Source organism: Frigoribacterium sp. CFBP 8766 (assembly GCF_014841435.1).
Lineage (GTDB): Bacteria > Actinomycetota > Actinomycetes > Actinomycetales > Microbacteriaceae > Frigoribacterium.
This window is the reverse complement of the sequence record NZ_JACYTX010000002.1, coordinates 765,615-789,437: the sequence shown is the minus strand read 5'-3', so window position 1 is coordinate 789,437 and position 23,823 is coordinate 765,615. Positions and strand designations below refer to the sequence as shown.

The window sequence follows — 23,823 nt, the reverse complement described above, 5'->3', positions numbered from 1 at the left end:
TCCCGACGACCCGCAGGGATTACCGTTGACCCATGAGGTTCTACGAGACGACGCCGACCCACGACCTGACGTACTCCGACGTGTTCCTGGTGCCCAGCCGCTCGTCGGTGACGAGCAGGCTCGACGTCTCGCTGGCGCCGGGCGACGGCACGGGCGCCACCGTCCCGATCGTCTCCGCCAACATGAACTCCGTCACCGGCCCCCGCCTCGCGGCCACCCTCGCCCGGCGCGGCGGCCTCGGGGTCCTCCCGCAGGACATGCCGCTCCAGGAGCTGGACGCGGCAATCCGCTGGGTCAAGTCGCAGCCCGTCGAGTGGGACACACCCTGGTCGCTCGACCCGGGGGAGACCGTCGCCACGGCCCTCACCCGCGTGCCCGCCGTCGAGGGGCACGGCATCGTGCTCCACGACGCGGACGGCGGGTTCCTCGGCTGCATCGCCGCCTCCCGCCTGGCCACCGCACCGCGCGACGCCGTGCTGGGCGACCTGCTGCACGGCGCGCTCACCTCGCTCGACGCGGACGACGTCGACTCGCCCCGGGCCGCGTTCGACCGCATGGTCGCCGCCGAGATCGACTTCGCGCCCGTGCTGCGACACGGGCAGGTCGTCGGCACGGTGAGCCGCAAGAGCGCGCTCCGCTCGACGATCTACCAGCCGGCACTCGACCGCGACGGCCGCCTCCGGGTCGCGGCCGCCGTCGGCATCAACGGCGACGTCGAGCAGAAGGCCCGCGCGCTCGCCGCCGCCGGCGTCGACGTGCTCGTGCTCGACACCGCGCACGGCGACCAGGACGGCATGGTCGCCGCGGTCAGGAAGGTCGCGGCGGCCAAGCTGGGTCTGCCGATCGTCGCCGGCAACGTCGTCACCGAGGAGGCGGTGCGCCACCTCGTCGGCGCGGGCGCGGACGTCATCAAGGTCGGCGTCGGCCCCGGGGCGATGTGCACCACCCGGATGATGACCGCCGTGGGCCGCCCCCAGTTCTCCGCCGTGCTCGAGACGGCGGCGACCGCCCGGTCGCTCGGCGCGCACGTCTGGGCCGACGGCGGCGTCCGCTACCCGCGCGACGTGGCGCTGGCCCTGGCCGCCGGCGCGTCGTCGGTGATGATCGGCTCCTGGTTCGCCGGCACGGTGGAGGCGCCCGGCGAGCTGGCGACCGACGAGCGCGGCCTCTACAAGGAGAGCTGGGGCATGGCGTCGACGAAGGCCGTCCAAGGCCGGTTCGGCCGCCTCGACCCCTTCGAGCTCGCCCGCAAGACGCTCTTCGCCGAGGGCATCTCGTCGTCGCGCATCTACCTCGACCCGCTGCGGCCCGGCGTCGAGGACCTGCTCGACATGATCACCTCCGGCGTCCGCAGCTCGTTCACCTACGCGGGTGCCCGCACCCTGCCCGAGTTCGCCGAGCGGGCCCTCGTGGGCATCCAGTCGGCGGCGGGCTACGAGGAGGGCAAGGCGCTCCCCGTCAGCTGGTGACGAGGCTCCTCCCCTGCTGGTGACGAGATGGGGCCGACCGCTGACGGACGGGGCGTCCAGCGGCTAAGATTCCCTCTCTATGGATGACCCTCCGTCTCAGCCCGCTGCACCCTCCCACCATCCCGTGACTGAGGGCGGTGCTCCGTCGTCGTGAACGAGTGGATCCTGCTCGCGATCGGCATCGTCCTCACGATCGGCACCGGCCTCTTCGTCGCCAGCGAGTTCTCGTTGGTCAACCTCGACCGCTCCGACCTCGAAGCCCGTCAGGCCAAGGGCGAGAAGGGGCTCGCGCCGACCATCGGCGCGCTCCGCATCACCTCGACGCACCTCTCCAGCGCCCAGCTCGGCATCACGCTGACGACCCTGCTGACCGGCTACACGATGGAGCCCGCGATCTCCCGGCTGCTCGCGCCGCCCCTCCTCGGGGTCGGCCTGCCCGAGCCGGTGGTCACGGTCGCGGGGCCGGTGGTCGCGATCGTCGTGGCGACCCTGCTCTCGATGATCGTCGGCGAGCTCGTGCCCAAGAACTTCGCGCTGGCGCTGCCGCTGCGGACGGCGAAGCTCGTCATCCCGTTCCAGGTCGGCTTCACGACGGTGTTCCGTCCCGCCGTCGCCCTGCTCAACAACACGGCGAACGCGATCCTGCGGGGCGTCGGGATCGAGCCCAAGGAGGAGCTGTCCGGCGCGCGCACCGCCGAGGAGCTCTCGTCGCTCGTGCGCCGCTCGGCGTTCGAGGGCAGCCTCGACCTCGACACGGCGACCCTGCTGGCGCGCACCCTGGCGTTCAGCGACCACACGGCCTCCGACGTCATGACGCCGCGGCCGCGCCTCTCGACCGTCACGCGCACCGACTCGGCCGAGACCGTGCTGCAGCTGGCCCGTCGCACCGGCCTGTCGCGGTTCCCGGTGACCGACGGCGGCATCGACGACGTGGTCGGCCTCGTCCACGTCAAGCAGGCCGTGTCCGTGCCGCGGGAGAAGCGGGCCGACGTGCCCGTCTCGGCGCTGCTCACCGACGCCGTGCGCGTCCCCGAGACCATGACGCTCGACAACCTGCTCGGCGAGGTCCGCGGCCGCGGCTACCAGATGGCCGTCGTCGTCGACGAGTACGGCGGCACGGCCGGCGTCGTCACCCTGGAGGACCTCATCGAGGAGCTCGTCGGCGAGGTGTCGGACGAGCACGACCGCAGCCGCGTCGACGTCGTGCGTTCGCGCAACTGGCTGACGTTCCCCGGGCTGCTGCGCCCCGACGAGCTGCTCGAGCGCGCGTCGGTCGCGGTGCCGGAGGACGGCCCCTGGGAGACCGTCGGCGGCTGGGTGATGAGCGAGCTCGGACGGCTGCCCGTCGTCGGCGACGTCGTCGAGTCCGAGGCGGGCACGTTCCGCGTCGAGCGGCTCGACGGACGGCGCATCGACCGGATCAGGTTCACGCCGACGCCCGAGGACGAGGTCGTCGAGCAGCCCGAGCGCGGTGGCCGCGCCGAGCGCGGTGGCCGCGCCGAGCGCGCGAGCCGGGCCGAGCGCGCCGGCAGGTCGGACGCGCCGGCGTCGATGCGCGGCGTCGACGCCCGCCAGAAGGAGTCGGCCCGATGAGCGACTGGTGGGGCATCGTCTGGCTGGTGCTGCTGCTGATGGGCAACGCGTTCTTCGTGGCGGCGGAGTTCGCCGTCATCTCGGCGCGCCGGTCGCAGATCGAGCCCAAGGCCGAGGCCGGCAGCAGGGCGGCCAAGACCACCCTCTGGGCCATGGAGCACGCGACGATGATGCTGGCGACGACCCAGCTCGGCATCACGATCTGCTCGCTGCTCATCCTGAACGTCTCCGAGCCCTCCATCCACCACCTCCTCGAGGGCCCGCTCGGCCTGACCGGGCTCAGCGAGCGGCTGGTGAGCGTCGTCGGGTTCGTCATCACGCTGCTGCTGGTGTCGTTCCTGCACGTCGTGCTCGGCGAGATGGTGCCGAAGAACATCTCGTTCTCGTTGCCGGACAAGGCCGCGCTGCTGCTCGCGCCGCCCCTGGTGGCCGTGGCGCGCCTCCTGCACGTCGTCGTGGTGTCGCTCAACTGGTCGGCGAACGCCGTCCTGCGGGCGTTCCGCGTCGAGCCGAAGGACGAGGCCGCCAGCGCCTACACGGTCGACGAGGTGGCCACGATCGTGGCGCAGTCGCAGCGTGAGGGCACCCTCCGCGACGGCAGCGGCACGCTCCAGGCGGCGTTCGAGTTCACCGAGAAGACGGTCGACGACGTGGCCGTGCCGATGTCGGGCCTCGTCACCCTGCCCGAGGACGCCACCCCGGGCGACGTGGAGCGCGCCGTCGCGCAGAACGGCTTCTCGCGGTACGTGCTGGTCGACGACGGCGGCGACCCGACGGGGTACCTGCACCTCAAGGACGTCATCGACCTCGACGAGGACGAGTTCGGCGACCCGGTGCCGCCGAAGCGCATCCGCCAGCTGATCTCGATCTACCAAGGCACCGACCTCGAGGACGCCCTCGCGACGATGCGCCGGAGCGGCGTGCACGTCGCCCGGTCGTTCGACGAGCGGGGCGACACCCAGGGCGTGCTGTTCCTCGAGGACATCCTGGAGGAGCTGATCGGCGAGGTGCAGGACGCGACCCGGCGGTCGTAGCCCCGCACGGACGACGGCCGCGCCGACCCCGAGGGGGCGGCGCGGCCGTCGTCGTCGTCCGCGGCGCTACGCGGTGCGGAACGGCGCCCGGAGGTACTGCTCGGGCCAGTAGTCGAGCTCGACGCCCAGCTCGGCCGCGGCGCGCAGCGGGAAGTGCGGGTCGCGGAGGAACTCGCGGGCCATCAGCACGACGTCCGCCCGGCCCTCGGCCACGACGGCCTGCGCCTGCCGGGCCGACACGATCAGGCCGACGGCCCCGGTCTCGACCTCGGCCGTCTCGCGCACGTGCTGCGCGAACGGCACCTGGTAGCCGAGGCCCACCGGGATCGTCACCCCGGCGACGAGCCCGCCGGTCGAGATGTCGAACAGGTCGGCGCCGGCGTCGCGAGACCAGGCGGCGACGGTGGCCGTCTCGTGCTCGTCCCAGCCGCCCTCGGCCCAGTCCGTGGCCGAGAAGCGGACGAGCAGCGGCAGGTCGTCGCCGACCTCGGCCCGCACGGCGCGGACGACGTCGACGAGGAGGCGCGCCCGGTTCTCGAGGGAGCCCCCGTACTCGTCGGTGCGCTCGTTGCTGAGCGGCGAGAGGAACTGGTGCAGCAGGTAGCCGTGGGCGGCGTGCAGCTCGATCAGCCCGAAGCCGGCCTCGACCGAGCGGCGGGCCGCGGCGCGGAAGGCCTCCACGAGCCCGACGACCTCGTCGCGGGTCAGCTCGCGCGGCACGGCGTAGCCCTCGAAGGCGACCGCGGAGGGCGCGACGGTCGGCCAGCCGCCCTCGGCCTCGGGGACGGAGCCCTGGGTCTCGCTCCAGGGGCGGAACGTGGACGCCTTGCGCCCGGCGTGCGCGAGCTGGATGCCGGGCACCGAGCCCTGCGAGCGGACGAACGCGGTGATCGGCTTCAGGGCCTCGACCTGGTCGTCGTTCCAGATGCCGAGGTCCTGCGGCGAGATGCGGCCGTCGGGGGTGACGGACGCGGCCTCCGAGATGACGGCGCCCGCGCCTCCTCGGGCCAGCGAGCCGAGGTGCACGAGGTGCCAGTCGGTGGCGACGCCGTCCTGCTCCTCGGCCGAGTACTGGCACATGGGCGCGACCCAGAGCCGGTTGCGGAACGTCTGGCCGCGCAGCGTGACGGAGTCGAAGAGGCCGACGGGGGAGGCGCCGGGTGCGGAGGTGGGGGAGGGTGCAGCGTCCGTCTGGGTCACGAGAGCGGTCATCGCCTTTCGGTGGGGAGGCCCGCGAGGCCCTCGACGAACAGTCGGAGCGGCTCGGGGCCGGTGAACAGGTGCCCGGTGATGCCGAGTGCCTGGGCGGCCTCGACGTTGTCGGACCTGTTGTCGATGAACACCGTGTCGGCGGCGGTTGTTCCGAGCTCGGCGAGAACGTGCCGGAAGATCGACGCCGACGGCTTGAGGTCGTCGAGCTCGGCGCTGACGAACACCTGCTCGAACAGGTCGCCGAGGGGCGAGTGGCGGAAGGGCGAGGCGAAGTCCTGGCCGGCGTTCGAGAGGATCGCGAGGCGCGTGCCGCCGTCGGCGAGGTCGGCGATCACGTCGAGGGTGCCGGGCTCGGGCACGAACCACGACGGGAAGTCGGCCGCCCAGAGCTCGTGCACGCGGGTGCGCGACCAGTCGGCGCCGGTGTCGGCCTCGACGGCCCGCCAGTAGCCGGTGGCCGTGAGCCGGCCGTGGTCGAGGGCGTGCCGGTGGGCACCGTAGCTGGCCCAGAGGGCGGCGGGCTCGACACCGGCGAGTTCCTCGATGCGCCGACGCGAGGCGTCGTCGGGGAACCGGGAGATCACCTCGCCGTAGTCGAAGACGACGGTGCGGCCGGGGATCGAGATGCTCATCGACCCACCGTATCGGCGGCGTCGGCCGGCTCGGCTCGGCCGAGTCTCCGGACGCCGGCGCCGCGAGCCCGACTAGCGTCGGGGCGTGACCACCGACTCCCGCTCCGCCGACTCCCGCTCCACCGACTCCCGGCTCACCGCCTGGACGCCCGCCGACGCCGCTGCCTGGATCGCCGTCCCGGCGGTCGACGACGACAAGTACAGCCGCGGCGTGCTCGGCGTCGTGACCGGCTCGACCGCGTACCCGGGGGCCGCGGTCCTCGGCGTGGAGGCCGCGCTGCACACCGGCGTCGGCATGCTCCGCTACCTCGGCCCGTCGCGTGCCTCGGACTTCGTGCTGCACCGACGGCCGGAGGCCGTGACGAGCCCCGGCCGGGTGCAGGCCTGGCTGCTCGGCTCGGGGGTGGACCCCGACCACCTCGACGACGAGACCGCGGAGGGGTTCGAGACGGCCGCCTCCTCGGGGCTGCCCCTCGTGCTCGACGCGGGTGCGCTGTCGCTGCGCGGGCGGGCGACGGGGCCGGTCGTGCTGACGCCGCACTTCCGCGAGCTGGCGCGGGCGTCGGGCCGGTCGGTCGACGAGGTCGCCGCCGACCCGGCCGAGGCCGCGGTGCGGGCGGCGGGGGAGTGGGGCTGCACCGTCCTGGTGAAGGGCCACCGCACGCACGTCGCCTCGCCCGGCGGCACCCGGCTGGTGGCCGAGAGCGCGCCGACCTGGCTCGCGACGGCGGGCGCCGGTGACGCGCTCGGCGGCGTGCTGGGCGCGCTCGTCGCCACCCACTCGGACGAGGCGCTCGCCCAGGAGGACGCACTCGCCCGTCTCGCGGCCACCGCCGCGGTCGTGCACGGCCTGGCCGCCGAGCGCGCGAGCGCCGGAGGGCCCCTCACGGTCCTGGGCCTCGTGGACGCGCTCCCGGCGACGATAGCCGCCCTGCTGCGCTGATCGAGCTGACGCTCCGGGGCAGTCCGCCTCAGCGAGATGCCCTGGCAGCGTCACATCGCTGCGCGCCTAGGAGGCGGGGGTCGCCGACACGAGGAACTCGACCGTGCCCGAGTCCTCGACCTGGACGAAGCCGAAGCTCGGCGCCTCGACGCCGTAGTCGCTGAAGGTCACCGGCACCGATCCGCTGATCTGCACCCCGTCGCCCGAGAGCGCGGCCTGCAGCGAGACGGTGACGCTCTGGGTGACGCCGTGCATCGTGAGGTCGCCCGTCGCCTCGACGGTCTCGACGTCGCCGTCGGCGGGGACGCCGGCGTCGATGGGCTGGGTCAGGACGAAGGTCGCGGTCGGGTAGGTCGAGGCCTCCATGGCGTCGTCGCGGAAGTAGCCGTCGCGGTTGCCGCTGTCCGTGGCGATGCTCGCGACGTCGACGTCGATCGTGGCGGCCGTGACCGAGTCGCCCTCGACCGTGACGGTGCCGGTGACCTGGTCGGTCGTGCCGACGACGGTGACGTCGGTGCCGTTCAGCACCTCGTCCACGCGGTAGCCCGCGGTGCTGCCGTCGCCCACGGTCCAGGCGCCGCTGAGGTCGCTCGTGTCGATGGTCGTCGCGCCGGGCGTCACCGAGACGGTGGGGGCGGCCTCGGGCTCGCCGACGATCACGTCGCGGTAGAAGGCGGGGCCGGCGACGGCGGCGGTGACGCCGAGGCCCACCACCACGACCGCTGCGACTCCGAGGACGATTCCGGTCTTCTTCTTCATGGTGTGTCTCCTGGGGTCGGCTCGGGTGCTGCTCGGGCTGGTCGGCACGGAGGAGGCGCCTGCCCAGGATGATGACGCGTCACCCTAGGACGGCGCTGGGAAGGTGCAGGCGCGGCAACCGGCCCTCGACCAGGGCGGACGCGAGCATCGTTCATCTCGATTCGGTAACGACGGCTCCTCGCTCTGGCGCGCGCCTCCTCCCGGCTATATGTTCCGAGAGCCAACAAATAGCCGACGCACCCTCGTCGGCCTCGAGCACTACAGCGAAGTACAGCTCGATCTGGACCGGTTCGACGACGAACCACGGCCACGACGCTCCCCACGCACCCGGAGGGAGCCGCGACCCGTCGCCCGGGCAGATCCCATCGGAAGGATCCGCACCATGACCACAGCACGCACGCTCTCCGTGGCGGCCTTGACGCTCGGCCTCGTGGCCGGACTCGCGGCCTGCGCACCCGCCGGCTCCTCCGGCGGCTCCGGCGGCGGGGACGACGCCGCCGGCACCGACTGCAACGTCGGCATCAGCATGCCGACGCGCAGCCTCGAGCGCTGGATCAACGACGGCGAGGGCCTCAAGGAGAAGCTCGAGGGCGACGACTGCACCGTCGACCTGCAGTACGCCGACAACAAGACCGACCAGCAGATCAGCCAGATCCAGAACCAGGTCGCGGGAGGCGCGAAGATCCTCGTCGTCGCCGCGATCGACGGGCAGACCCTCGGCCCCGTGCTCGAGGACGCGGCCTCGCAGGACGTCACCGTCATCGCCTACGACCGCCTCATCAACGGCACGGAGGCGGTCGACTACTACGCGACCTTCGACAACTACAAGGTCGGCCAGCTGCAGGGCCAGTACATCGAGGACCAGCTCGGCCTCGCCGACGGCGAGAAGGGCCCGTTCACCATGGAGCCCTTCGCGGGCAGCCCCGACGACAACAACGCCGGCTTCTTCTTCGCCGGTGCGTGGGACGTCCTGCAGCCCTACGTCGAGAGCGGCGTGCTGACCGTGCCGAGCGGCAAGGCACCGGCCGACGACGACGGCTGGAAGGCCATCGGCATCCTCGGCTGGGGCTCGGACGACGCCCAGGCCGAGATGGACAACCGCCTCCAGTCGTTCTACACGGGCGGAGACAAGGTCGACGTCGTGCTCTCGCCGAACGACAGCCTCGCGCTCGGCATCGAGGCCAGCCTCGACGCGGCCGGCTACCAGGCGGGCACCGACTGGCCGATCATCACGGGCCAGGACGCCGACGTCGCGAACGTCAAGGCGATCCTCGCCGACCAGCAGTCGATGACGGTCTGGAAGGACACGCGTGAGCTCGGCACCCAGGTGCAGGCGATGATCGCCTCGATCGTCGCGGGCGAGGACCCCGAGACGAACGACACCGAGACGTACGACAACGGCGTCAAGGTCGTGCCGGCGTACCTGCTCGACCCGGTGGTCGTCACGAAGGACGACGTGCAGTCCGTCCTCGTCGACTCCGGCTTCGTCGACGCCGGCGACGTGGGTCTCTGACCCCACCACCCGGCAGCCGGCGGCGGTCCCCACGGGCCGCCGCCGGCTCCCTCACCCCTGAACGGAACGAGGACCACATGGACGACGTCATCCTCCAGATGACCGACATCGTCAAGGAGTTCAGCGGCGTCCGCGCGCTCGACGGAGTCTCCGTCAGCGTGCGGCGCGGCGAGGTGCACGCGATCTGCGGAGAGAACGGCGCGGGCAAGTCGACGCTGATGAAGGTGCTGTCGGGCGTCTACCCGCACGGCAGCTTCGGCGGCGTGATCGAGCTCGACGGCCGGCCCGTCCGCTACTCGTCGATCAACGACAGCGAGCGCGACGGCGTGGTGATCATCCACCAGGAGCTCGCGCTCAGCCCGTTCCTCTCGATCGCCGAGAACATCTTCCTCGGAAACGAGGTGCAGCGCGGCGGCGTCATCGACTGGAACCGCACCAACCTGGAGGCGGCGGCCCTGCTGCAGCGGGTCGGCCTCGCCGAGAGCCCCGTCACCAAGGTGCTCGAGCTCGGCGTCGGCAAGCAGCAGCTCGTCGAGATCGCGAAGGCGCTCTCGAAGGAGGTGAAGCTGCTGATCCTGGACGAGCCGACGGCCGCGCTCAACGACGACGACTCGGCGCACCTGCTGGGCCTGATCGACCAGCTGCGCGACCAGGGCATCACGGCGATCATCATCAGCCACAAGCTCGGCGAGATCCGGGCGATCGCCGACACGGTCACGGTCATCCGGGACGGGAAGACGATCGAGGCGTTCGCGGTCGAGGACACCCCGGAGATCGAGACGCGCATCATCCGCGCCATGGTCGGCCGTCCGCTCGACAGCCAGTTCCCGCCGCGGGTGCCCGACATCGGCGCCGAGAAGCTGCGCGTCGAGAACTGGACCGTGCACCACCCGGTCGACGCCGACCGCGTGGTCGTCGACGACGCCTCCTTCACCGTGCGGGCCGGCGAGATCGTCGGCTTCGCGGGCCTGATGGGGGCGGGGCGCACCGAGCTCGCGATGAGCCTCTTCGGGCGCTCGTACGGCAGCGACATCTCGGGCCGCGTCTACAAGGACGGCGTCGAGATCCAGACCCGCACCGTGGGCGAGGCGATCAAGAACGGCATCGCCTACGTCACCGAGGACAGGAAACGCTACGGCCTGAACCTGATCGGCAGCATCACGGTCAACGTCTCGGCGGCCGCGCTCGGCAAGCTCGCCCGGCTCGGCGTCATCGACCGCAACCGCGAGTACGCCGTGGCGGACGACTACCGCCGGCAGATGAACATCAAGACCCCGTCGGTCTCGTCGGTCGTGGGCAACCTCTCCGGCGGCAACCAGCAGAAGGTCGTCCTCAGCAAGTGGATCTACTCGGGCCCGGACGTGCTGATCCTCGACGAGCCCACCCGGGGCATCGACGTCGGGGCGAAGTACGAGATCTACGGGATCATCGCCGAGATGGCCGCCCAGGGGAAGGCGGTCGTCGTCATCTCGAGCGAGCTGCCCGAGCTGATCGGCCTCTCGGACCGCATCTACACCATCGCGGAGGGGCGGCTCACGGCCGAGCTCTCGCGCGCCGACGCCAGCCAGGAAGAGCTGATGCGCCACATGACCGCGACCAGGAACCTAGGAGCAGAAGCCTCGTGACCACCACCGCACCTCCTCGTCCGTCCGCTCCGCCTCCTGCGTCCGGGCCGATGCCGGGCTCCAAGCGACGCCTGCGGATCGACATGCGGCAGTACGGCATCCTCGCCGCCCTGCTCGTCATCGTGCTGCTGTTCCAGGTGCTGACCGAGGGCCGACTGCTCTACCCCGGCAACGTCAGCAACCTGATCCAGCAGAACGCCTACGTGCTGATCCTCGCGATCGGCATGGTGATCGTGATCATCGCGGGGCACATCGACCTCTCGGTCGGCTCGGTCGTCGCCACGGTGGGCGCGGTCGCCGCGCTCGCCATGAACGACTGGGGGCTTCCCTGGGGCGTGGCCGTCGCGCTGTCGCTGCTCGTCGGCGCGCTGATCGGGGCGTGGCAGGGCTTCTGGATCGCCTTCGTCGGCATCCCGGCGTTCATCGTCACGCTCGCCGGAATGCTGGTGTTCCGCGGCGTGGCCCTCGTGCTGCTCACGGGCGGCACCATCAGCGGGCTGCCGCGGGCCTTCAACTCGATCGGCTCGGGCACGCTGCCGACGACCGGCCAGCCCGACCTGTTCACGCTCGGCATCGGCCTGCTCGCCTCGGCGGGCCTCGTCGCTCAGCAGCTGCGCGCCCGGGCGAACCTGCGGCGCCTCGAGCTGCCCCGCGAGCGGGCGGTCTCGTTCGTGCTGAAGATCGCCATCGCCGTCGCCGCGATCATGTACCTCTGCTACCTGCTGGCCTACAACCGCGGGACGCCGATCATCCTGATCATCCTGGCGACGCTGGTGCTGCTCTACTCGTTCCTGCTGACGCGCACCGTCTTCGGCCGGCACGTCTACGCGATGGGCGGCAACCTGTACGCGGCGATGATGTCGGGCGTCAAGACGAAGTGGGTCACCTTCGGCATCTTCGTCAACATGGGCCTGCTCGCCGGGCTCGCCGGCGTCGTCAGCACGGCCCGCGCCGGCAGCGCCGTCGCGTCGGCGGGCCAGAGCTTCGAGCTCGACGCCATCGCGGCCGTGTTCATCGGCGGCGCCGCCGTGCAGGGCGGCATCGGCACCGTCGTCGGGGCCGTGATCGGCGGCCTCGTGATGGGCGTGCTCAACCAGGGCCTGTCGATCCTGTCGGTCGACGCCGCGTGGCAGCAGGTCATCAAGGGGCTCGTGCTGCTGCTCGCCGTCGCGTTCGACGTGTACAGCAAGCGCCGGCGCCGCTGAGGGCGGACGCGGGGCGCCGGCGGTCCCCGGGAGGGGCGCCGGCGCCTCAGCCGGAGACGCGGGCGAGGAACTCCCTCGCCCGCTCGGTGCGCGGCGCCCCGAAGAGCTGGGCCGGCGGGCCCTGCTCGGCGATGCGGCCCGCGTCGAGGAACACCACCCGATCCGCGACGTCACGGGCGAACGCCATCTCGTGGGTCGCCATGAGGATGGTGGTCCCCACCTCCTTGAGCGTGCGGACGAGGTCGAGCACCTCGCCCACGAGCTCGGGGTCGAGGGCGCTCGTCACCTCGTCGAGCAGCAGCACGGCAGGCCTCGGGGCGAGGGCCCGCGCGATCGCGACGCGCTGCTGCTGGCCGCCCGACAGGCGGTCGGGGTAGGCACGCGCCTTGTCGCCGAGCCCGACGCGCTCGAGCAGCTCGAGGGACCGCGCCTCGGCCTCGGCCCGGGGGCGCCGCAGCACGTGGCGGCTCGCCAGCGAGACGTTGTCGAGGACCGTGAGGTGCGGGAACAGGTTGTAGTGCTGGAACACGACGCCGATGCGGGCCCGGACGGCGTCGACCCGCACCCGCGGATCGGTGATGTCCTCGCCGCCGAGCACGATGCGCCCGTCGTCGACCTGCTCGAGCAGGTTCACCGTGCGCAGCAGCGTCGACTTGCCCGAGCCGCTCGCGCCGATCAGGGCGACGACCTCGTCGCGGGCCACGTCGAGGTCGATGCCGTCGAGCACGGTGGTGCCGCCGAACGACTTGCGGACGCCCTCGAGGCGCAGGACGACCTCGGCGCCCGACGCCGCGCCTCCTGCGGTCAGGTCGGCCTGGCCGTGGCCCTTGCTCTGGTCCTGCTCGCTCACACGACGCTCCCGGCCTGTTCACGCCGACGGAGGCGCGCCGACAGCCAGTCGGTCAGCCAGACGGTCGGCAGGGCCAGCAGGACGAAGAGCAGCCCGGCGAGCACGTAGGGCGTGAAGTTGGCGGCGGTCGCGGTCTCGATCTGGGCGGCGCGCACGGCGTCGACGGCGCCGAGCACGGAGATCAGCCCGACGTCCTTCTGCATCGAGACGACGTCGTTCATCAGGGCCGGCGTGACCTTGCGGATCGCCTGGGGGAACACGACCAGCCGCAGCGTCGCGGCGTGGCTGAGGCCGAGCGAGCGGGCGGCCAGCCGTTGGGACGGGTGCACGGCGTCGAGCCCGGCACGGATGACCTCGCTGACGTAGGCCGAGTAGGTGAGCACGAGGGCGACCGTGCCCCAGACCTCCGCGGGCAGGCGGGGGATGCCGAGGCCGAGCCCGGGCACCCCGAAGCCGACGAGGTAGAGCACGATGATCAGCGGCAGTCCGCGGAACAGGTCCGTGTAGCCGCGCACCAGGGCGCGCACCGGGAAGAAGACGGGGCCTCGCAGCGTGCGGAGGGCCGAGAGCAGGGTCGAGAGCACGGCGACGCCGATCAGCGCCACGACGAGCACCCGCACGTTCAGCCAGAGCCCCTCCAGCACCCGCGGCCAGGCGGCGACGAGGGTGGGGCCGTCGAAGAAGCTGAAGCGCACCCTGTCCCAGCCGGGCGTGCTCGTGACGGCCCACCAGGCCAGGGCCGCGAAGGCGATCGTGCTCACGGCGGCGATCGCGACGGAGCGCCCCGACTGCCGCCGCCGGAAAGCGCGCCGGCCGAGCTCGAGGTCGCTGACGGGGTGGGCGTCGACCGCGAGCGCGGTGCGGGCTACGACAGCTCCGTCACGTCGTAGTCGGCGAGCCACTCCTGCTGCAGCTCGTCGAGGGTGCCGTCGGCGCGCAGGGCCTCGACCGCGTCGGTGACGTCGCCGGTGAGCGCGCTGCCGAGCGGCAGGACGATGCCGAGCTCGTCGCTCGCGCCGTCCTCGGCGGCGAGCTGGCCGAGCACGACGCCGCCCTCGACGAAGTAGGTGGCGGTCGGCACGTCGAGCACGATCGCGTCGACCTGGCCGGCCTCGAGCGCCGCCTTGGCGTCGTCGTTCGAGTTGTAGGCCTGGACGCCGCCCTCGGGGTCGATGACTTTCTCGGCCGCGGTGAAGCTGGTCGTGCCGCTCTGGGCGCCGATGGCGAGGCCCTGCAGGTCGGCGACGCTCGTCGCGCCCTCGGCCGCGCTGCCGGGCAGGGTGACGACGGCCTGGCGCGTCTCGTAGTACGGCGACGAGAAGTCGACGGCCTCGGCGCGCTGCTCCGTGATCGAGAACTGCTGCAGGTTCAGGTCGAACGTCTTGGGGCCGGGCGCGATCGCCTCGTCGAAGGTGGAGCGCACCCAGACGACGTCGTCCTTCTCGTAGCCGAGCTGGTCGGCCACGGCGTAGGCGAGCGCGGCCTCGAAGCCCTGGCCGGTCGTCGGGTCGTCGTCCTCGACCCACGGGCTGTAGGCCGGCTCGCCGGTCGCGACGGTCAGCTTGCCCTCGGTGACGAGGCCGTCGCCGGAGCCGGACGTGGGGGCGCAGGCCGACAAGGAGGCGACGGCGGCGACGACGGAGACGGCGGCGGCCGCGAGACGGAGACGGGTGCGGGGCATGAGGGGCAGGATATCCGTCCGCGGTCCCGCGCGGCGGCACCGAGGCCTCGTGTGACGCCGGACGGCTAGCCTTGCCCGCATGACCGTCGCCGCGCCTCCTCGTGCACCCGGCGCGGACGGCGCCTCACGACGCCTCTCGGCACGCGTCGCGGCTCACCCTGCCGTGCTGTGGTCGGCCTTCGTGCTCGTCCACCTCGTCGTCGGCCACGCGGCGCTCACCGGGCCGAACCAGCCGATGGGCGACGTGTGGAGCGTCTATCGCACGTGGATGCAGCAGGGCGTGGGAGGCGGCGACTGGGTGGGCGTGGACCGGCCGTGGGTCTACCCGCTGCTCGCCGCCGTGCCGATGCTGCTCGCGCGCGTCGGCGGCGACGCCCACTACGGGCAGGCGTGGCTGACGATCGTGCTGCTGCTGGACGCGGGGGCGTTCGCGGTGCTGATCGGCGGGATCCGTAGACCAGTGGCCCGCACACGAGGAGCAGGAGCGCCGGCGGAGGCCGTGCACGGACGTCCTCACGTCGGGGCCGCCTGGTGGTGGCTGCTGTTCCTGCTCGCGCTCGGGCCGATCGCCGTCGGGCGCATCGACGCCGTCACCGTGCCGTTCGCGATCGTCGGGCTGCTGCTGCTCTCGTCCCGGCCGCTGGCCGCGTCCGTGCTGCTGACGGTCGCCGCGTGGGTCAAGGTGTGGCCGGCCGCCCTCGTCGTCGCCGCCGTCGTGGCCCTGCGCGGCCGGGCCCGGAGTGACGTCGTCGTGGGCGCCGTCGCGACGACCGTCACCGTCGTCGCGATCTCGCTCGTGCTCGGCAGCGGGGCCACCGTGCTCGGCTTCGTGGGGGAGCAGGCCGGCCGCGGGCTGCAGGTGGAGTCGCCCACCGCCACCGCGTGGCTGTGGCGGGCCGCCGCCGCGACGCCGGGGGCTTTCGTCTACTACGACCACCAGATCCTCACCTACCAGGTGGAGGGCGACGGCGTCGGCACCGCCGCGAGGCTCACGACCGTGCTGATGGCTCTCGTCGTGCTGCTCGTGCTGCTGCTGGGGCTGCGGGCCGTGAGGCGCGGCGCGTCGGCCGTGCACCTCCTCGCGCCGCTGTCGCTGGCCTTCGTCACGGCCCTCATCGTCACGAACAAGGTCGGCTCGCCGCAGTTCGTCTCCTGGCTCGCGCCGCCGGTGGTGCTCTGGCTCGTGCTCGCCCGGCGCGGAGGGCCGTCGGCCGCTGTGCCTGCCGCGCTGGCCGTGGGCATCGCCGCGCTCACACAGGTCATCTACCCGTGGGAGTACCAGGCCCTGCTCGGCGTCGAGCCCTGGATGCTCGTGCTGATCACGGTGCGGAACCTCGGCGAGGTCGCGCTGCTCGTCGTGGCGCTGGTGCAGCTGTGGCGGGCCGGTTCGTCGTCGCGCTCGTCGGACGCCGCCGCGTCGTGGCGGCGTCCCGGCGACGGTGCGAGTATGACCGCATGATCGTCGCCTTCTCCGTCTCTCCCAGCGGCGGCCCGTCCGCCGGATCGCTCGACCCCGAGGCGCACGGCGACTCGGTGCACGAGGCGGTGGCCGCGGCCGTCGCGGTGGTGCGCGCGTCCGGGCTGCCGAACCGCACCTCCTCGATGTTCACCGAGGTCGAGGGGGAGTGGGACGAGGTCATGGACGTCGTCAAGCGAGCGACGGAGGCGGTGGGCCGGTACGGCACTCGAGTCTCGTTGGTGCTCAAGGCCGACATCCGCCCGGGCCGCACCGGCGAGCTCGACGGCAAGGTGGAGCGCCTCGAGCGGGCGCTGGGCGAGCAGGGCTGAGCCCTCGCTCCTCGTGCCTGCCAGGCGGTAGGATCGACCTGGCCCTGTCGAATCGATTCGAACGTCAGGTGCCCGACGGACGGGCCTCGTGCCCGTCGCGCACCAGCCAGCTCGACGGAGAGTCCCTGGATCCCAGCCCGCCCCTCCGACCTCGAAGGCAGCCGCCCGTGATCGTCCTCACCACCCGCCGCAAGACCCTCGCCCTGATCGCCCTCGCACTCGGCGGGTTCGGCATCGGCTCGACCGAGTTCGTCGCCATGGGCCTGCTGCCGAACATCGCACAGGACCTGCTCCCCGGCCTCTACGCGCGGTCGTCGGACGAGGGCATCGCCCAGGCGGGCTGGCTCGTCAGCGCGTACGCGCTCGGCGTCGTCGTCGGCGCCCCGACCATCGCGGCGATGTCGTCGCACCTGCCGAAGAAGAAGCTGCTGATGGGGCTCCTCGCCCTGTTCGTCGTCGGCACGGTGCTGTCGGCGGTGCTGCCGACGTTCGGCTGGGTGCTCGGGGCGCGGTTCTTCGCGGGCCTGCCGCACGGCGCCTACTTCGGCATCGCCTCCATCGTGGCGGCCACCATCATGGGCCCCGGCAACCGGGGCAAGGGCGTCGCCCTCGTGCTCAGCGGCCTGACGATCGCGAACGTGATCGGCGTCCCGTCGATCACCGCGCTCGGACAGGCGCAGGGCTGGCGCGCCGCCTACCTCGCCGTGGCCGCGATCTTCGCGCTGACCTTCGTCGCCGTCGCGCTCGCCGTGCCGCGCATGGAGGGCGACTCGTCCGCCTCGATGCGGCGGGAGCTCAGCGCGTTCGGGAAGCCCCAGGTCTGGCTCGTCATGGGCATCGGCGCCATCGGCTTCGGCGGGTTCTTCGCCGTCTACAGCTACATCGCCAACGCGGTGACCGAGGGCGCGGGCGTCGGCGAAGGCGTCGTGCCGTGGGTGCTCGTCGGTGTCGGCGTCGGCATGACCATCGGCAACGTCATCGGCGGCTGGGCGAGCGACAAGAACCTGAAGGCCGCCCTCACCGTCGGGTTCGTCGGGCTGATCGCCGCGCTGGTCGCGTACGCGTTGCTGGTCGACGGCATCGTGGGCATCTTCGTGACCACGTTCTTCCTCGGACTCGTCAGCTCGATGATCGGGCCCTCGGTCCAATCGCGGCTGATGGAGGTGGCCGGTGAGAGCCAGGTGATCGGCGCCGCCCTCAACCACTCGTCGATGAACCTGGGCAACAGCGCGGGCGCGTACCTGGGCGGTGCCGTCATCGCCGCCGGGTTCGGCTTCGCCGCCCCGGGCTGGGTCGGCGTGGCGCTGGCGCTCGTCGGGGTCGTGCTGACCGTGGCCAGCTTCCGGCTGCAGAAGACGGGCGACGCGCGTCAGGCCGCGCTCTGCGCCGCCGCCAGCGAGGCCGACCACAAGGAGGACACCGACACGGGGTCCGTCTTCGTGGTGCAGGGGCGCTAGGGACCGACGACGACGGCCCGGCACCCTCCGGGGGGCCGGGCCGTCGTCACGTCGTGGCTAGAAGCTGGTCTGCGCGGGCATGTCGGTCTGCAGCAGGATGCCGTCCGTGATGGCGCGCTTCCGCAGGGCCACCTTGGTGCCGACGTCGTAGCCGGCCACGCGGTACTTCTCGCGGATGCGCTTGAGGTAGCTCTTCGCCGTCTCCTCGCTGATGCCGAGCTGGTAGGCCACGGCCTTGACGGGCTCGCCGCCGCCGTACAGGGCCATGACGCGACGCTCCTGCGCACTGAGCTTCGGCACCCCGCCGATCTCGGCGGCGTTGAGCGCGAGGTCGAGCTCGGCCGAGATGTACGACTCGCCCTTGGCGGCGGCCCTGATCGCCTCGACGATCATCTCGGCGTCCTCGCTCTTGACGAGGTAGCCGAGCGCCCCGGCGGCGAGGGCCTCGCGGACGACGTTCGGCTCGGAGTAGGTGCTCATCAGCACCGTCTTCACGCCGGTCGTCTTGAGGGTGTTGATCTTGAGGGAGATCGGGATGTTGTCCTTGAGGTCGAGGTCGAGCAGCACGACGTCGACGGGGAACTCGGGGTGGGTGAGCAGCTCGGGCCAGGACGCGACGGCGGCGACCATCGAGATGTCGCTGGCAGCGCCCCGGATCCACTCGCTCAGGGCGCCGAGGAGCATCTTGTGGTCGTCGACCAGGGCCAGACGGATGCGGTCGTCGGGTGTCGTCACGGGGCGGTCCTTCTTTCTGAGGAGGTGGTGTCCATGCTAGACGGACGGGTCGAGGTGCAGACAGCCCTGTCGCGGGCGGTCACGACTCGGCGGGGTTGTCGACGATGCAGTGGATGCGCAGGCGGAGGCTGGACTCGTGCGTCGAGGCCGAGTACTCGCCCACGCGCTCGAGGGCGCTCCACGTCGCGGGGGTGACCCGGTTGCGCCGGATGCCGGTCGTCGAGACGACGATCGGGACCTCGACGCTCCGGCCGGCCAGGGAGGCGATCGACTGGGTGACGGCGGCCACGGGGCCGAGGGTCAGTGTGATCGCCGCGCTCGGTGCCCTCGTCTTCGAGTCGCCGAGGAGGAGCCACACGGCCTGCAGGAGTCCGTCGCGCTGCGTCGGCGCGAGCAGCCCGGCGAGCGACGACGGGTCGACGAGCGTCACCGAGCGCCCGAGGTACTCGGACTCGGTGACGGCGTGGTGCAGCCAGGTCTCGCGGCGGCCCTCGATGAGGTGCAGCCGCAGCTCGGTCGCGAGCGACGCGGCCTGCGAGGCGACCTTGGGCGCGAGGGGGAGGGGCACGTCGCCCCCGGCGACGCCGTCGAGCAGCTTCTCGGCGGCGAGGTCGAGGCGGGCGAGCTCGTCGCTCGCGAGCATCCCCACCGCGAAGCGGGGCTGCGAGACGTTGCTCTGGACCAGCACGCGGTCGAGCTCGACCTGGACCATCCGCCGGAACCGCTGCACCACCGAGACGGCGACGGCGCTCGGCAGCACGGCGAGCGCGACGATCGAGATCTGCTGCGGCACGGAGTCGGCGGTGAGGGGGGTCGAGGCCACGACCATGACCACGAAGCCCACGAGGAGCACCCCGACGGCGACCACGATCTCGCGGGCCGGCCGCAGGGTGACGACGGGCAGCAGCCCGAAGCCGACCGCGACGCTCGCCGTGGCGTAGGCGCCGACGTCGTGCAGCGGCCAGATCGCGATGAAGTCGAGCACGACGACGACGATCATGATGCCGCCGATGACGGCGAAGACCCCGCCGGTGAGGCGCTCGCCCCGGATCGTCACGAGCGCAGCCGTGCCGACGAACGCGGCGATGTAGAGGAGCCACGCGACGAGGGCGGGCGCGACCATCGGGTAGTCGGACAGGTGGCTGAGGAAGAAGACGAGCCCGTAGACCGCCTGCACGGCGGCGACGACGGCCGCGCCGATCCCCAGGTAGCCGGTGCCGAGGGTCGCGCCGGCGGCACGGGCCTGGCGCAGGGAGCGCGCCCCCGTCGAGCCGATCGGCAGGCCGCGGGCGGCCCGCCGCCCACGCTGCACCCCGAGGGTGTTCTCGTCGATGCTCATCGGGGCGCCTCCAGGACGACGGTGGTGCCGGAGCCCGGCGACGAGAAGAGCCGGGCGCTGCCGCCCACCTCGCGCAGGCGGCCGACGACGGACTCCTTGAAGCCGAGGCGCTCCTCGCTCACGCCGTTCAGCTCGAAGCCGACGCCGGCGTCGGTCACCATCGCGCGGACCATGGAGTCGTCGTGGATGATCGTGACGTGCGCCTCGGTGACGCCGGCGTGGCGCCGCACGTTCTCGAGGCACTCGGCGAGGGCGAGCAGGAACGCGTCGAGCACGTGCGTCGGCAGCAGCACCTGGCCGGTGCCGTGCCAGCTCACCTCGAGGCCCATGCGCCCGAAGCGCTGCTTGACCGACTCGAGGGTCTGCCCGAGGGGCGACTCCTCGACGGTCTCGAGGGTGTACTCGCCCGACGCCTGTGGCTGGGGCGTCCCGCCGAGGCGGAGGTGACGCAGCAGGCGCGCGTCCTCCGCCGCCTGCGCCTGCAGCGCCTCGGGGGTGACGCCCACGCCCGAGTGGGCGAGGAGGGTCAGGGTCGCGAGGACGGTGTCGTGCAGGAGGCGCGCGCCCTGCCGGCGCTGCGCCTCCGTCTCGCTCGCCTGGCGCTCGGCACGGTGCGCGTTGCCGATGCTGTAGATGCGACGGGCGGCGAGTGGGACGGCGCGGCCGAGCCAGACGCCGACCACGAAGACGAGGACCCAGCCGAGCACGACGGCCGCGACGGGGAAGGTGAGGACGGATCCCGTGGCGAGCGAGACGCACGCGACGGAGACGGCGAACGCGACGACGGCGGTGACGACGCGGATGCGGCTCGTGGACAGGACGAACGCGAACGACGCGTTGGCGCCTCCTGCGAGGGGGATGACCGCCGTCGCGACGGCCGCGTCGGCCGGCGCCCCGAACGGGAGCAGGGCCACGACCGTGGCGGCGAGGCCGGCGGCCATGCCGCCGAGCACGGCCCAGCGCGAGCCCGACCGGCCGACGACGACCAGTGCCGCGACGAGGACGGCCACGAGCACGGCCACGAGGGCGAGGTGAGCTGGCTCGGTCACGCCCGGGAACGCCAGGGCCACGAGCGACACCCCGGCGCAGGCGATGCCCAGGGTGCGCGTGGTGGAGCTCAGGAGCCGATCGCGTTCCTGGGCGAATATGTCCATGGTGATCCAACGGGTACGGACGACGTGGTGCGTGTCTGTCGGGTGACAGCGACCCCTCATGTTTCCACATGTGCAGGCCCTGTGAGGCGCACAGGCGTGCGCGACGCGCCGGGGACACGTGGATCGCTCGTGTCGCGGGCAGGCGCGGAACGGGGGACGTGTCGGCCGTTCGGGGGACCGCCCAGGGGACGCCTCGACCGGGCGGGGCGCCGGGTCAGCTCGCCAGCAGGCGGCGGAGGTGGTGGCCGACCGCGTCGTCCTCGATGAGGAAGCCGTCGTGTCCGTACTCGCTGGTGATCACGACGGCCTCGCCGTCGTCGAGGCCGTTCGGCAGGTGCCGGGCGATCGCCTGCTGGTCGCGGGCGGGGAAGAGCCGATCGCTGTCGACCCCGAGCACGAGCGTGCGCGCCGTGACCCGTGCGAGCGCCTCCTCGACGCCGCCTCGGTCTCGGCCGACGTCGTGGGAGTTCATCGCCCCCAGCAGGGCGACGTAGCTGCCGGCGTCGAAGCGGCGCGTGAACTTCGCGCCGTGGAAGTCGAGCCAGCTCTCGACCTGGAACCGGCCGGGGCCGCCCAAGGGAGAGATGTCGCTCTGCCAGGCGCGTCCGAACCGGGCCGCGAGCTCCTCCGGCGACCGGTAGTTGAGCAGCGCCATGCGGCGGGCGAGGGCGAGGCCGCGCCAGGGCCCCTCGCCGTCGACGGCGTCGTAGAAGTCGCCGCCCGCGAAGGCCGCGTCCATCCGGATCGCCTCGGTCTGGACCGTGTTGAGGGCGATCTGGTCGGCGCTCGCCAGGGGCGGGGCCGCCAGCACGGCGAGCCGCTCGACCCGGTCGGGGTGCGTCACGCCCCACTCGAGGGCGTGCATGCCCCCCATCGAGCCGCCGACGACGGCAGCCCACCGCTCGATGCCGAGAGCATCCGAGAAGGCCGCCTGGGCGGCGACCTGGTCGCGGATCGTCAGATGCGGGAACCGCGAGCCCCACTCGACGGCGTCGGGGCCGAACGACGAGGGGCCGGTGCTGCCCTGGCAGCCGCCGAGCATGTTGGGCGCGACGACGAACCAGCGGTCGGTGTCGACGGCGAGACCGGGGCCCACGACGCCGCCCCACCAGCCCGCGGTGCGGTGGCCGGGGCCCGCCTGGCCCACGACGTGGCTGTCGCCCGTCAGCGCGTGCAGCAGCAGCACGGCGTTGTCGCGGGCGGGGGAGAGCTCGCCCCAGGTCTCGTAGGCGATGCGGACGCGGTCGAGGGTCGTGCCGCTCTCGAGGTCGAGCCGGTCGAGCGCTGTGAACGCGCGGTCGCCCGGATCGTCGCCGTCGCGCCACGCCCCGGTGACGGGCGGGCGGGCCAGCATCGCGAGGCGGGTGCGCTCGCTGACGACGCTCGACGGGACGGTGTCCTCGGGGGTGCTCTGCCAGTCCATGTGCTGCCATCCTGCTCGACCCGGGGAGGGGCGGTCCGTTTGTTACGTCCGCCGCGTCTCCCCGGTGCGACCTCAGGAGGTGCGCAGCGCCTCCTGCGTGACGGCGCGGGCGGCGGCGAAGCCGGCCTCGAGGTCGGCCTTCAGGTCGTCCACGTTCTCGAGGCCGACCGAGAGCCGGACGAGCCCGGGCGTCACGCCCGTCGTGAGCTGCTGCTCGGGGGTCAGCTGCGAGTGCGTCGTCGAGGCGGGGTGGATGACGAGGCTCCGCACGTCGCCGATGTTCGCGAGGTGGCTGAAGAGGCGCAGCCCGTCGACGAGGGCCCGGCCGGCGTCCACGCCGCCCTTGAGCTCGAACGACAGCACGGCGCCGACGCCGCGCGGGGCGTACTTGTTGGCGGCGGCGTACCAGGGGCTGGTCGGCAGCCCGGCGTACCAGACCGCGGCGACGTCGTCCCGCGCGTCGAGCCACTCGGCGATCTCCTGGGCGTTCTGCACGTGGCGCTCGATGCGGAGGCTCAGCGTCTCGATGCCCTGGATCAGCGAGAAGGCGCTGTCGGCGCTGTTCGACGCGCCCAGGTCGCGGAGCAGCTGCACCCGGGCCTTTATCACGTAGGCGAGGGCGTCGCCCACCGCCTGCGTGTAGACGGCGCCGTGGTACGACGGGTCGGGCTGGGTGAGCCCGGGGAACCGCTCGGCGTCGGCGCTCCAGGGGAACCTGCCGCCGTCGACGATGAAGCCGCCGATCACGGTGCCGTGCCCGCCGAGGAACTTCGTGGCCGAGTGCACGACGATGTCGGCCCCGTGCTCGATCGGGCGGATCAGGTAGGGCGTCGCGATCGTGTTGTCGACGATCAGGGGCACGCCCTCGGCGTGGGCGACGTCGGCGACCTTCTCGATGTCGAGGACGTTGATCTTCGGGTTGCCGATCGTCTCGGCGAAGAAGAGCTTCGTGTTCGGGCGGACGGCGCGGCGCCACTCGTCCGCGTCGTCCTGGTCCTCGACGAAGGTGGTCTCGATGCCGAGCTTCGCGAGCGTGTAGCGGAACAGGTTGTACGTGCCGCCGTAGATCGACGACGACGAGACGATGTGGTCGCCGGCCTCGGCGAGGTTGAGCACGGCGAAGGTCGACGCGGCCTGGCCGGACGCGACGAGCAGCGCGCCGACGCCGCCCTCGAGCGCGGCGATGCGCTGCTCGACCACGTCGTGGGTCGGGTTCATGATGCGCGAGTAGATGTTGCCGTTCTCGGCGAGGGCGAAGAGGTCCTGCGCGTGCTGCGAGTCGCGGAACACGTACGAGGTCGTCTTGTAGATCGGCGTCGCCCTGGCGTGGGTCGTCGGGTCGGGTCGTGCCCCGGCGTGGATCTGCTGGGTCTCGAACTTCCAGTCGGGCGTCTCTGCGCTCATGGTGTGC

At 72.5% G+C, this 23,823-nt stretch carries 21 protein-coding genes; 10 read left to right on the top strand and 11 right to left on the bottom strand.

Features of this window, described 5'->3' with window-relative positions; all coding sequences use genetic code 11:
• Positions 1-32 precede the first annotated feature (32 nt).
• The 3 genes from IFT90_RS09465 (at position 33) to IFT90_RS09455 (ending at position 4,096) form a co-directional block, all read left to right on the top strand.
• Complete coding sequence (locus IFT90_RS09465; RefSeq protein ID WP_192041956.1) at positions 33-1,469, top strand: GuaB1 family IMP dehydrogenase-related protein; 1,437 nt, start codon at positions 33-35, stop codon at positions 1,467-1,469.
• A 150-nt stretch (positions 1,470-1,619) separates the two neighbouring features.
• On the top strand, positions 1,620-3,062 hold the full coding sequence (locus tag IFT90_RS09460; RefSeq protein ID WP_192041955.1) for a CNNM domain-containing protein: 1,443 nt from the start codon (positions 1,620-1,622) through the stop codon (positions 3,060-3,062).
• Entirely contained in the window at positions 3,059-4,096 is a 1,038-nt protein-coding gene (locus tag IFT90_RS09455) for a hemolysin family protein (protein WP_192041954.1), read from the top strand. Before IFT90_RS09460 ends, IFT90_RS09455 begins: the two co-directional genes overlap by 4 nt.
• A 66-nt stretch (positions 4,097-4,162) precedes the next feature.
• On the opposite strand, the gene IFT90_RS09450 is transcribed toward IFT90_RS09455, so the two are convergent.
• Positions 4,163-5,308: an NADH:flavin oxidoreductase/NADH oxidase gene (locus tag IFT90_RS09450; RefSeq protein WP_192041953.1), complete on the bottom strand. Its 1,146-nt coding sequence runs from the start codon at positions 5,306-5,308 to the stop codon at positions 4,163-4,165.
• The gene (locus IFT90_RS09445) at positions 5,305-5,940 is read right to left on the bottom strand and encodes an HAD family phosphatase (protein ID WP_192041952.1); all 636 of its coding nucleotides are present in this window, start codon (positions 5,938-5,940) and stop codon (positions 5,305-5,307) included. The genes IFT90_RS09450 and IFT90_RS09445 overlap by 4 nt, the downstream gene beginning before the upstream one ends.
• Before the next feature lie 85 nt (positions 5,941-6,025).
• Between IFT90_RS09445 and IFT90_RS09440 the strand changes: the two genes are divergently transcribed.
• Positions 6,026-6,883: an NAD(P)H-hydrate dehydratase gene (locus tag IFT90_RS09440; RefSeq protein WP_192041951.1), complete on the top strand. Its 858-nt coding sequence runs from the start codon at positions 6,026-6,028 to the stop codon at positions 6,881-6,883.
• 66 nt (positions 6,884-6,949) lie between these two features.
• Here the strand turns inward: IFT90_RS09440 and IFT90_RS09435 are convergent, their stop codons facing one another.
• On the bottom strand, positions 6,950-7,642 hold the full coding sequence (locus IFT90_RS09435) for a YceI family protein (protein WP_192041950.1): 693 nt from the start codon (positions 7,640-7,642) through the stop codon (positions 6,950-6,952).
• Between the two features lie 382 nt (positions 7,643-8,024).
• Between IFT90_RS09435 and chvE the strand changes: the two genes are divergently transcribed.
• The 3 genes from chvE (at position 8,025) to mmsB (ending at position 11,985) form a co-directional block, all read left to right on the top strand.
• Positions 8,025-9,155 (top strand): multiple monosaccharide ABC transporter substrate-binding protein, encoded by a 1,131-nt coding sequence (chvE, locus tag IFT90_RS09430; RefSeq protein WP_192041949.1) that lies wholly within the window; start codon positions 8,025-8,027, stop codon positions 9,153-9,155.
• Between the two features lie 77 nt (positions 9,156-9,232).
• Complete coding sequence (mmsA, locus tag IFT90_RS09425) at positions 9,233-10,780, top strand: multiple monosaccharide ABC transporter ATP-binding protein (RefSeq protein WP_192041948.1); 1,548 nt, start codon at positions 9,233-9,235, stop codon at positions 10,778-10,780.
• Between the two features lie 50 nt (positions 10,781-10,830).
• The gene (gene mmsB / locus IFT90_RS09420; RefSeq protein WP_123546390.1) at positions 10,831-11,985 is read left to right on the top strand and encodes a multiple monosaccharide ABC transporter permease; all 1,155 of its coding nucleotides are present in this window, start codon (positions 10,831-10,833) and stop codon (positions 11,983-11,985) included.
• Between the two features lie 46 nt (positions 11,986-12,031).
• On the opposite strand, the gene IFT90_RS09415 is transcribed toward mmsB, so the two are convergent.
• The 3 genes from IFT90_RS09415 to IFT90_RS09405 are packed head-to-tail and all read right to left on the bottom strand — an operon-like array spanning position 12,032 to position 14,516.
• Positions 12,032-12,793, bottom strand: coding sequence for an amino acid ABC transporter ATP-binding protein (locus IFT90_RS09415; protein WP_192042345.1), 762 nt, complete (start codon positions 12,791-12,793; stop codon positions 12,032-12,034).
• 38 nt (positions 12,794-12,831) lie between these two features.
• Positions 12,832-13,737: an ABC transporter permease subunit gene (locus IFT90_RS09410; RefSeq protein WP_192041947.1), complete on the bottom strand. Its 906-nt coding sequence runs from the start codon at positions 13,735-13,737 to the stop codon at positions 12,832-12,834.
• Positions 13,701-14,516: an ABC transporter substrate-binding protein gene (locus tag IFT90_RS09405; RefSeq protein ID WP_192041946.1), complete on the bottom strand. Its 816-nt coding sequence runs from the start codon at positions 14,514-14,516 to the stop codon at positions 13,701-13,703. Before IFT90_RS09405 ends, IFT90_RS09410 begins: the two co-directional genes overlap by 37 nt.
• A 79-nt stretch (positions 14,517-14,595) precedes the next feature.
• Here IFT90_RS09405 and IFT90_RS09400 point away from each other — a divergent pair, with 79 nt between their 5' ends.
• The 3 genes from IFT90_RS09400 (at position 14,596) to IFT90_RS09390 (ending at position 17,761) form a co-directional block, all read left to right on the top strand.
• The gene (locus tag IFT90_RS09400; protein WP_192041945.1) at positions 14,596-15,975 is read left to right on the top strand and encodes a glycosyltransferase 87 family protein; all 1,380 of its coding nucleotides are present in this window, start codon (positions 14,596-14,598) and stop codon (positions 15,973-15,975) included.
• The gene (locus IFT90_RS09395) at positions 15,972-16,304 is read left to right on the top strand and encodes a thiamine-binding protein (protein ID WP_192041944.1); all 333 of its coding nucleotides are present in this window, start codon (positions 15,972-15,974) and stop codon (positions 16,302-16,304) included. Before IFT90_RS09400 ends, IFT90_RS09395 begins: the two co-directional genes overlap by 4 nt.
• Positions 16,305-16,471: 167 nt before the next feature.
• Positions 16,472-17,761 carry an MFS transporter gene (locus tag IFT90_RS09390; RefSeq protein WP_192041943.1) on the top strand — a complete coding sequence of 430 codons (1,290 nt, stop codon included), beginning with the start codon at positions 16,472-16,474 and terminating at the stop codon, positions 17,759-17,761.
• A 57-nt stretch (positions 17,762-17,818) separates the two neighbouring features.
• On the opposite strand, the gene IFT90_RS09385 is transcribed toward IFT90_RS09390, so the two are convergent.
• The 5 genes from IFT90_RS09385 to IFT90_RS09365 all read right to left on the bottom strand — a co-directional run bounded on the left by IFT90_RS09385 (position 17,819) and on the right by IFT90_RS09365 (position 23,816).
• Complete coding sequence (locus IFT90_RS09385) at positions 17,819-18,496, bottom strand: response regulator transcription factor (protein ID WP_123546384.1); 678 nt, start codon at positions 18,494-18,496, stop codon at positions 17,819-17,821.
• Positions 18,497-18,575: 79 nt separating this feature from the next.
• Positions 18,576-19,835 carry a hypothetical protein gene (locus tag IFT90_RS09380; protein ID WP_192041942.1) on the bottom strand — a complete coding sequence of 420 codons (1,260 nt, stop codon included), beginning with the start codon at positions 19,833-19,835 and terminating at the stop codon, positions 18,576-18,578.
• The gene (locus tag IFT90_RS09375) at positions 19,832-20,989 is read right to left on the bottom strand and encodes a sensor histidine kinase (RefSeq protein ID WP_192041941.1); all 1,158 of its coding nucleotides are present in this window, start codon (positions 20,987-20,989) and stop codon (positions 19,832-19,834) included. Before IFT90_RS09375 ends, IFT90_RS09380 begins: the two co-directional genes overlap by 4 nt.
• Positions 20,990-21,203: 214 nt before the next feature.
• Entirely contained in the window at positions 21,204-22,412 is a 1,209-nt protein-coding gene (locus IFT90_RS09370; RefSeq protein WP_192041940.1) for a homoserine O-acetyltransferase, read from the bottom strand.
• Between the two features lie 72 nt (positions 22,413-22,484).
• Positions 22,485-23,816, bottom strand: coding sequence for a bifunctional o-acetylhomoserine/o-acetylserine sulfhydrylase (locus IFT90_RS09365; RefSeq protein WP_192041939.1), 1,332 nt, complete (start codon positions 23,814-23,816; stop codon positions 22,485-22,487).
• Positions 23,817-23,823 lie beyond the last annotated feature (7 nt).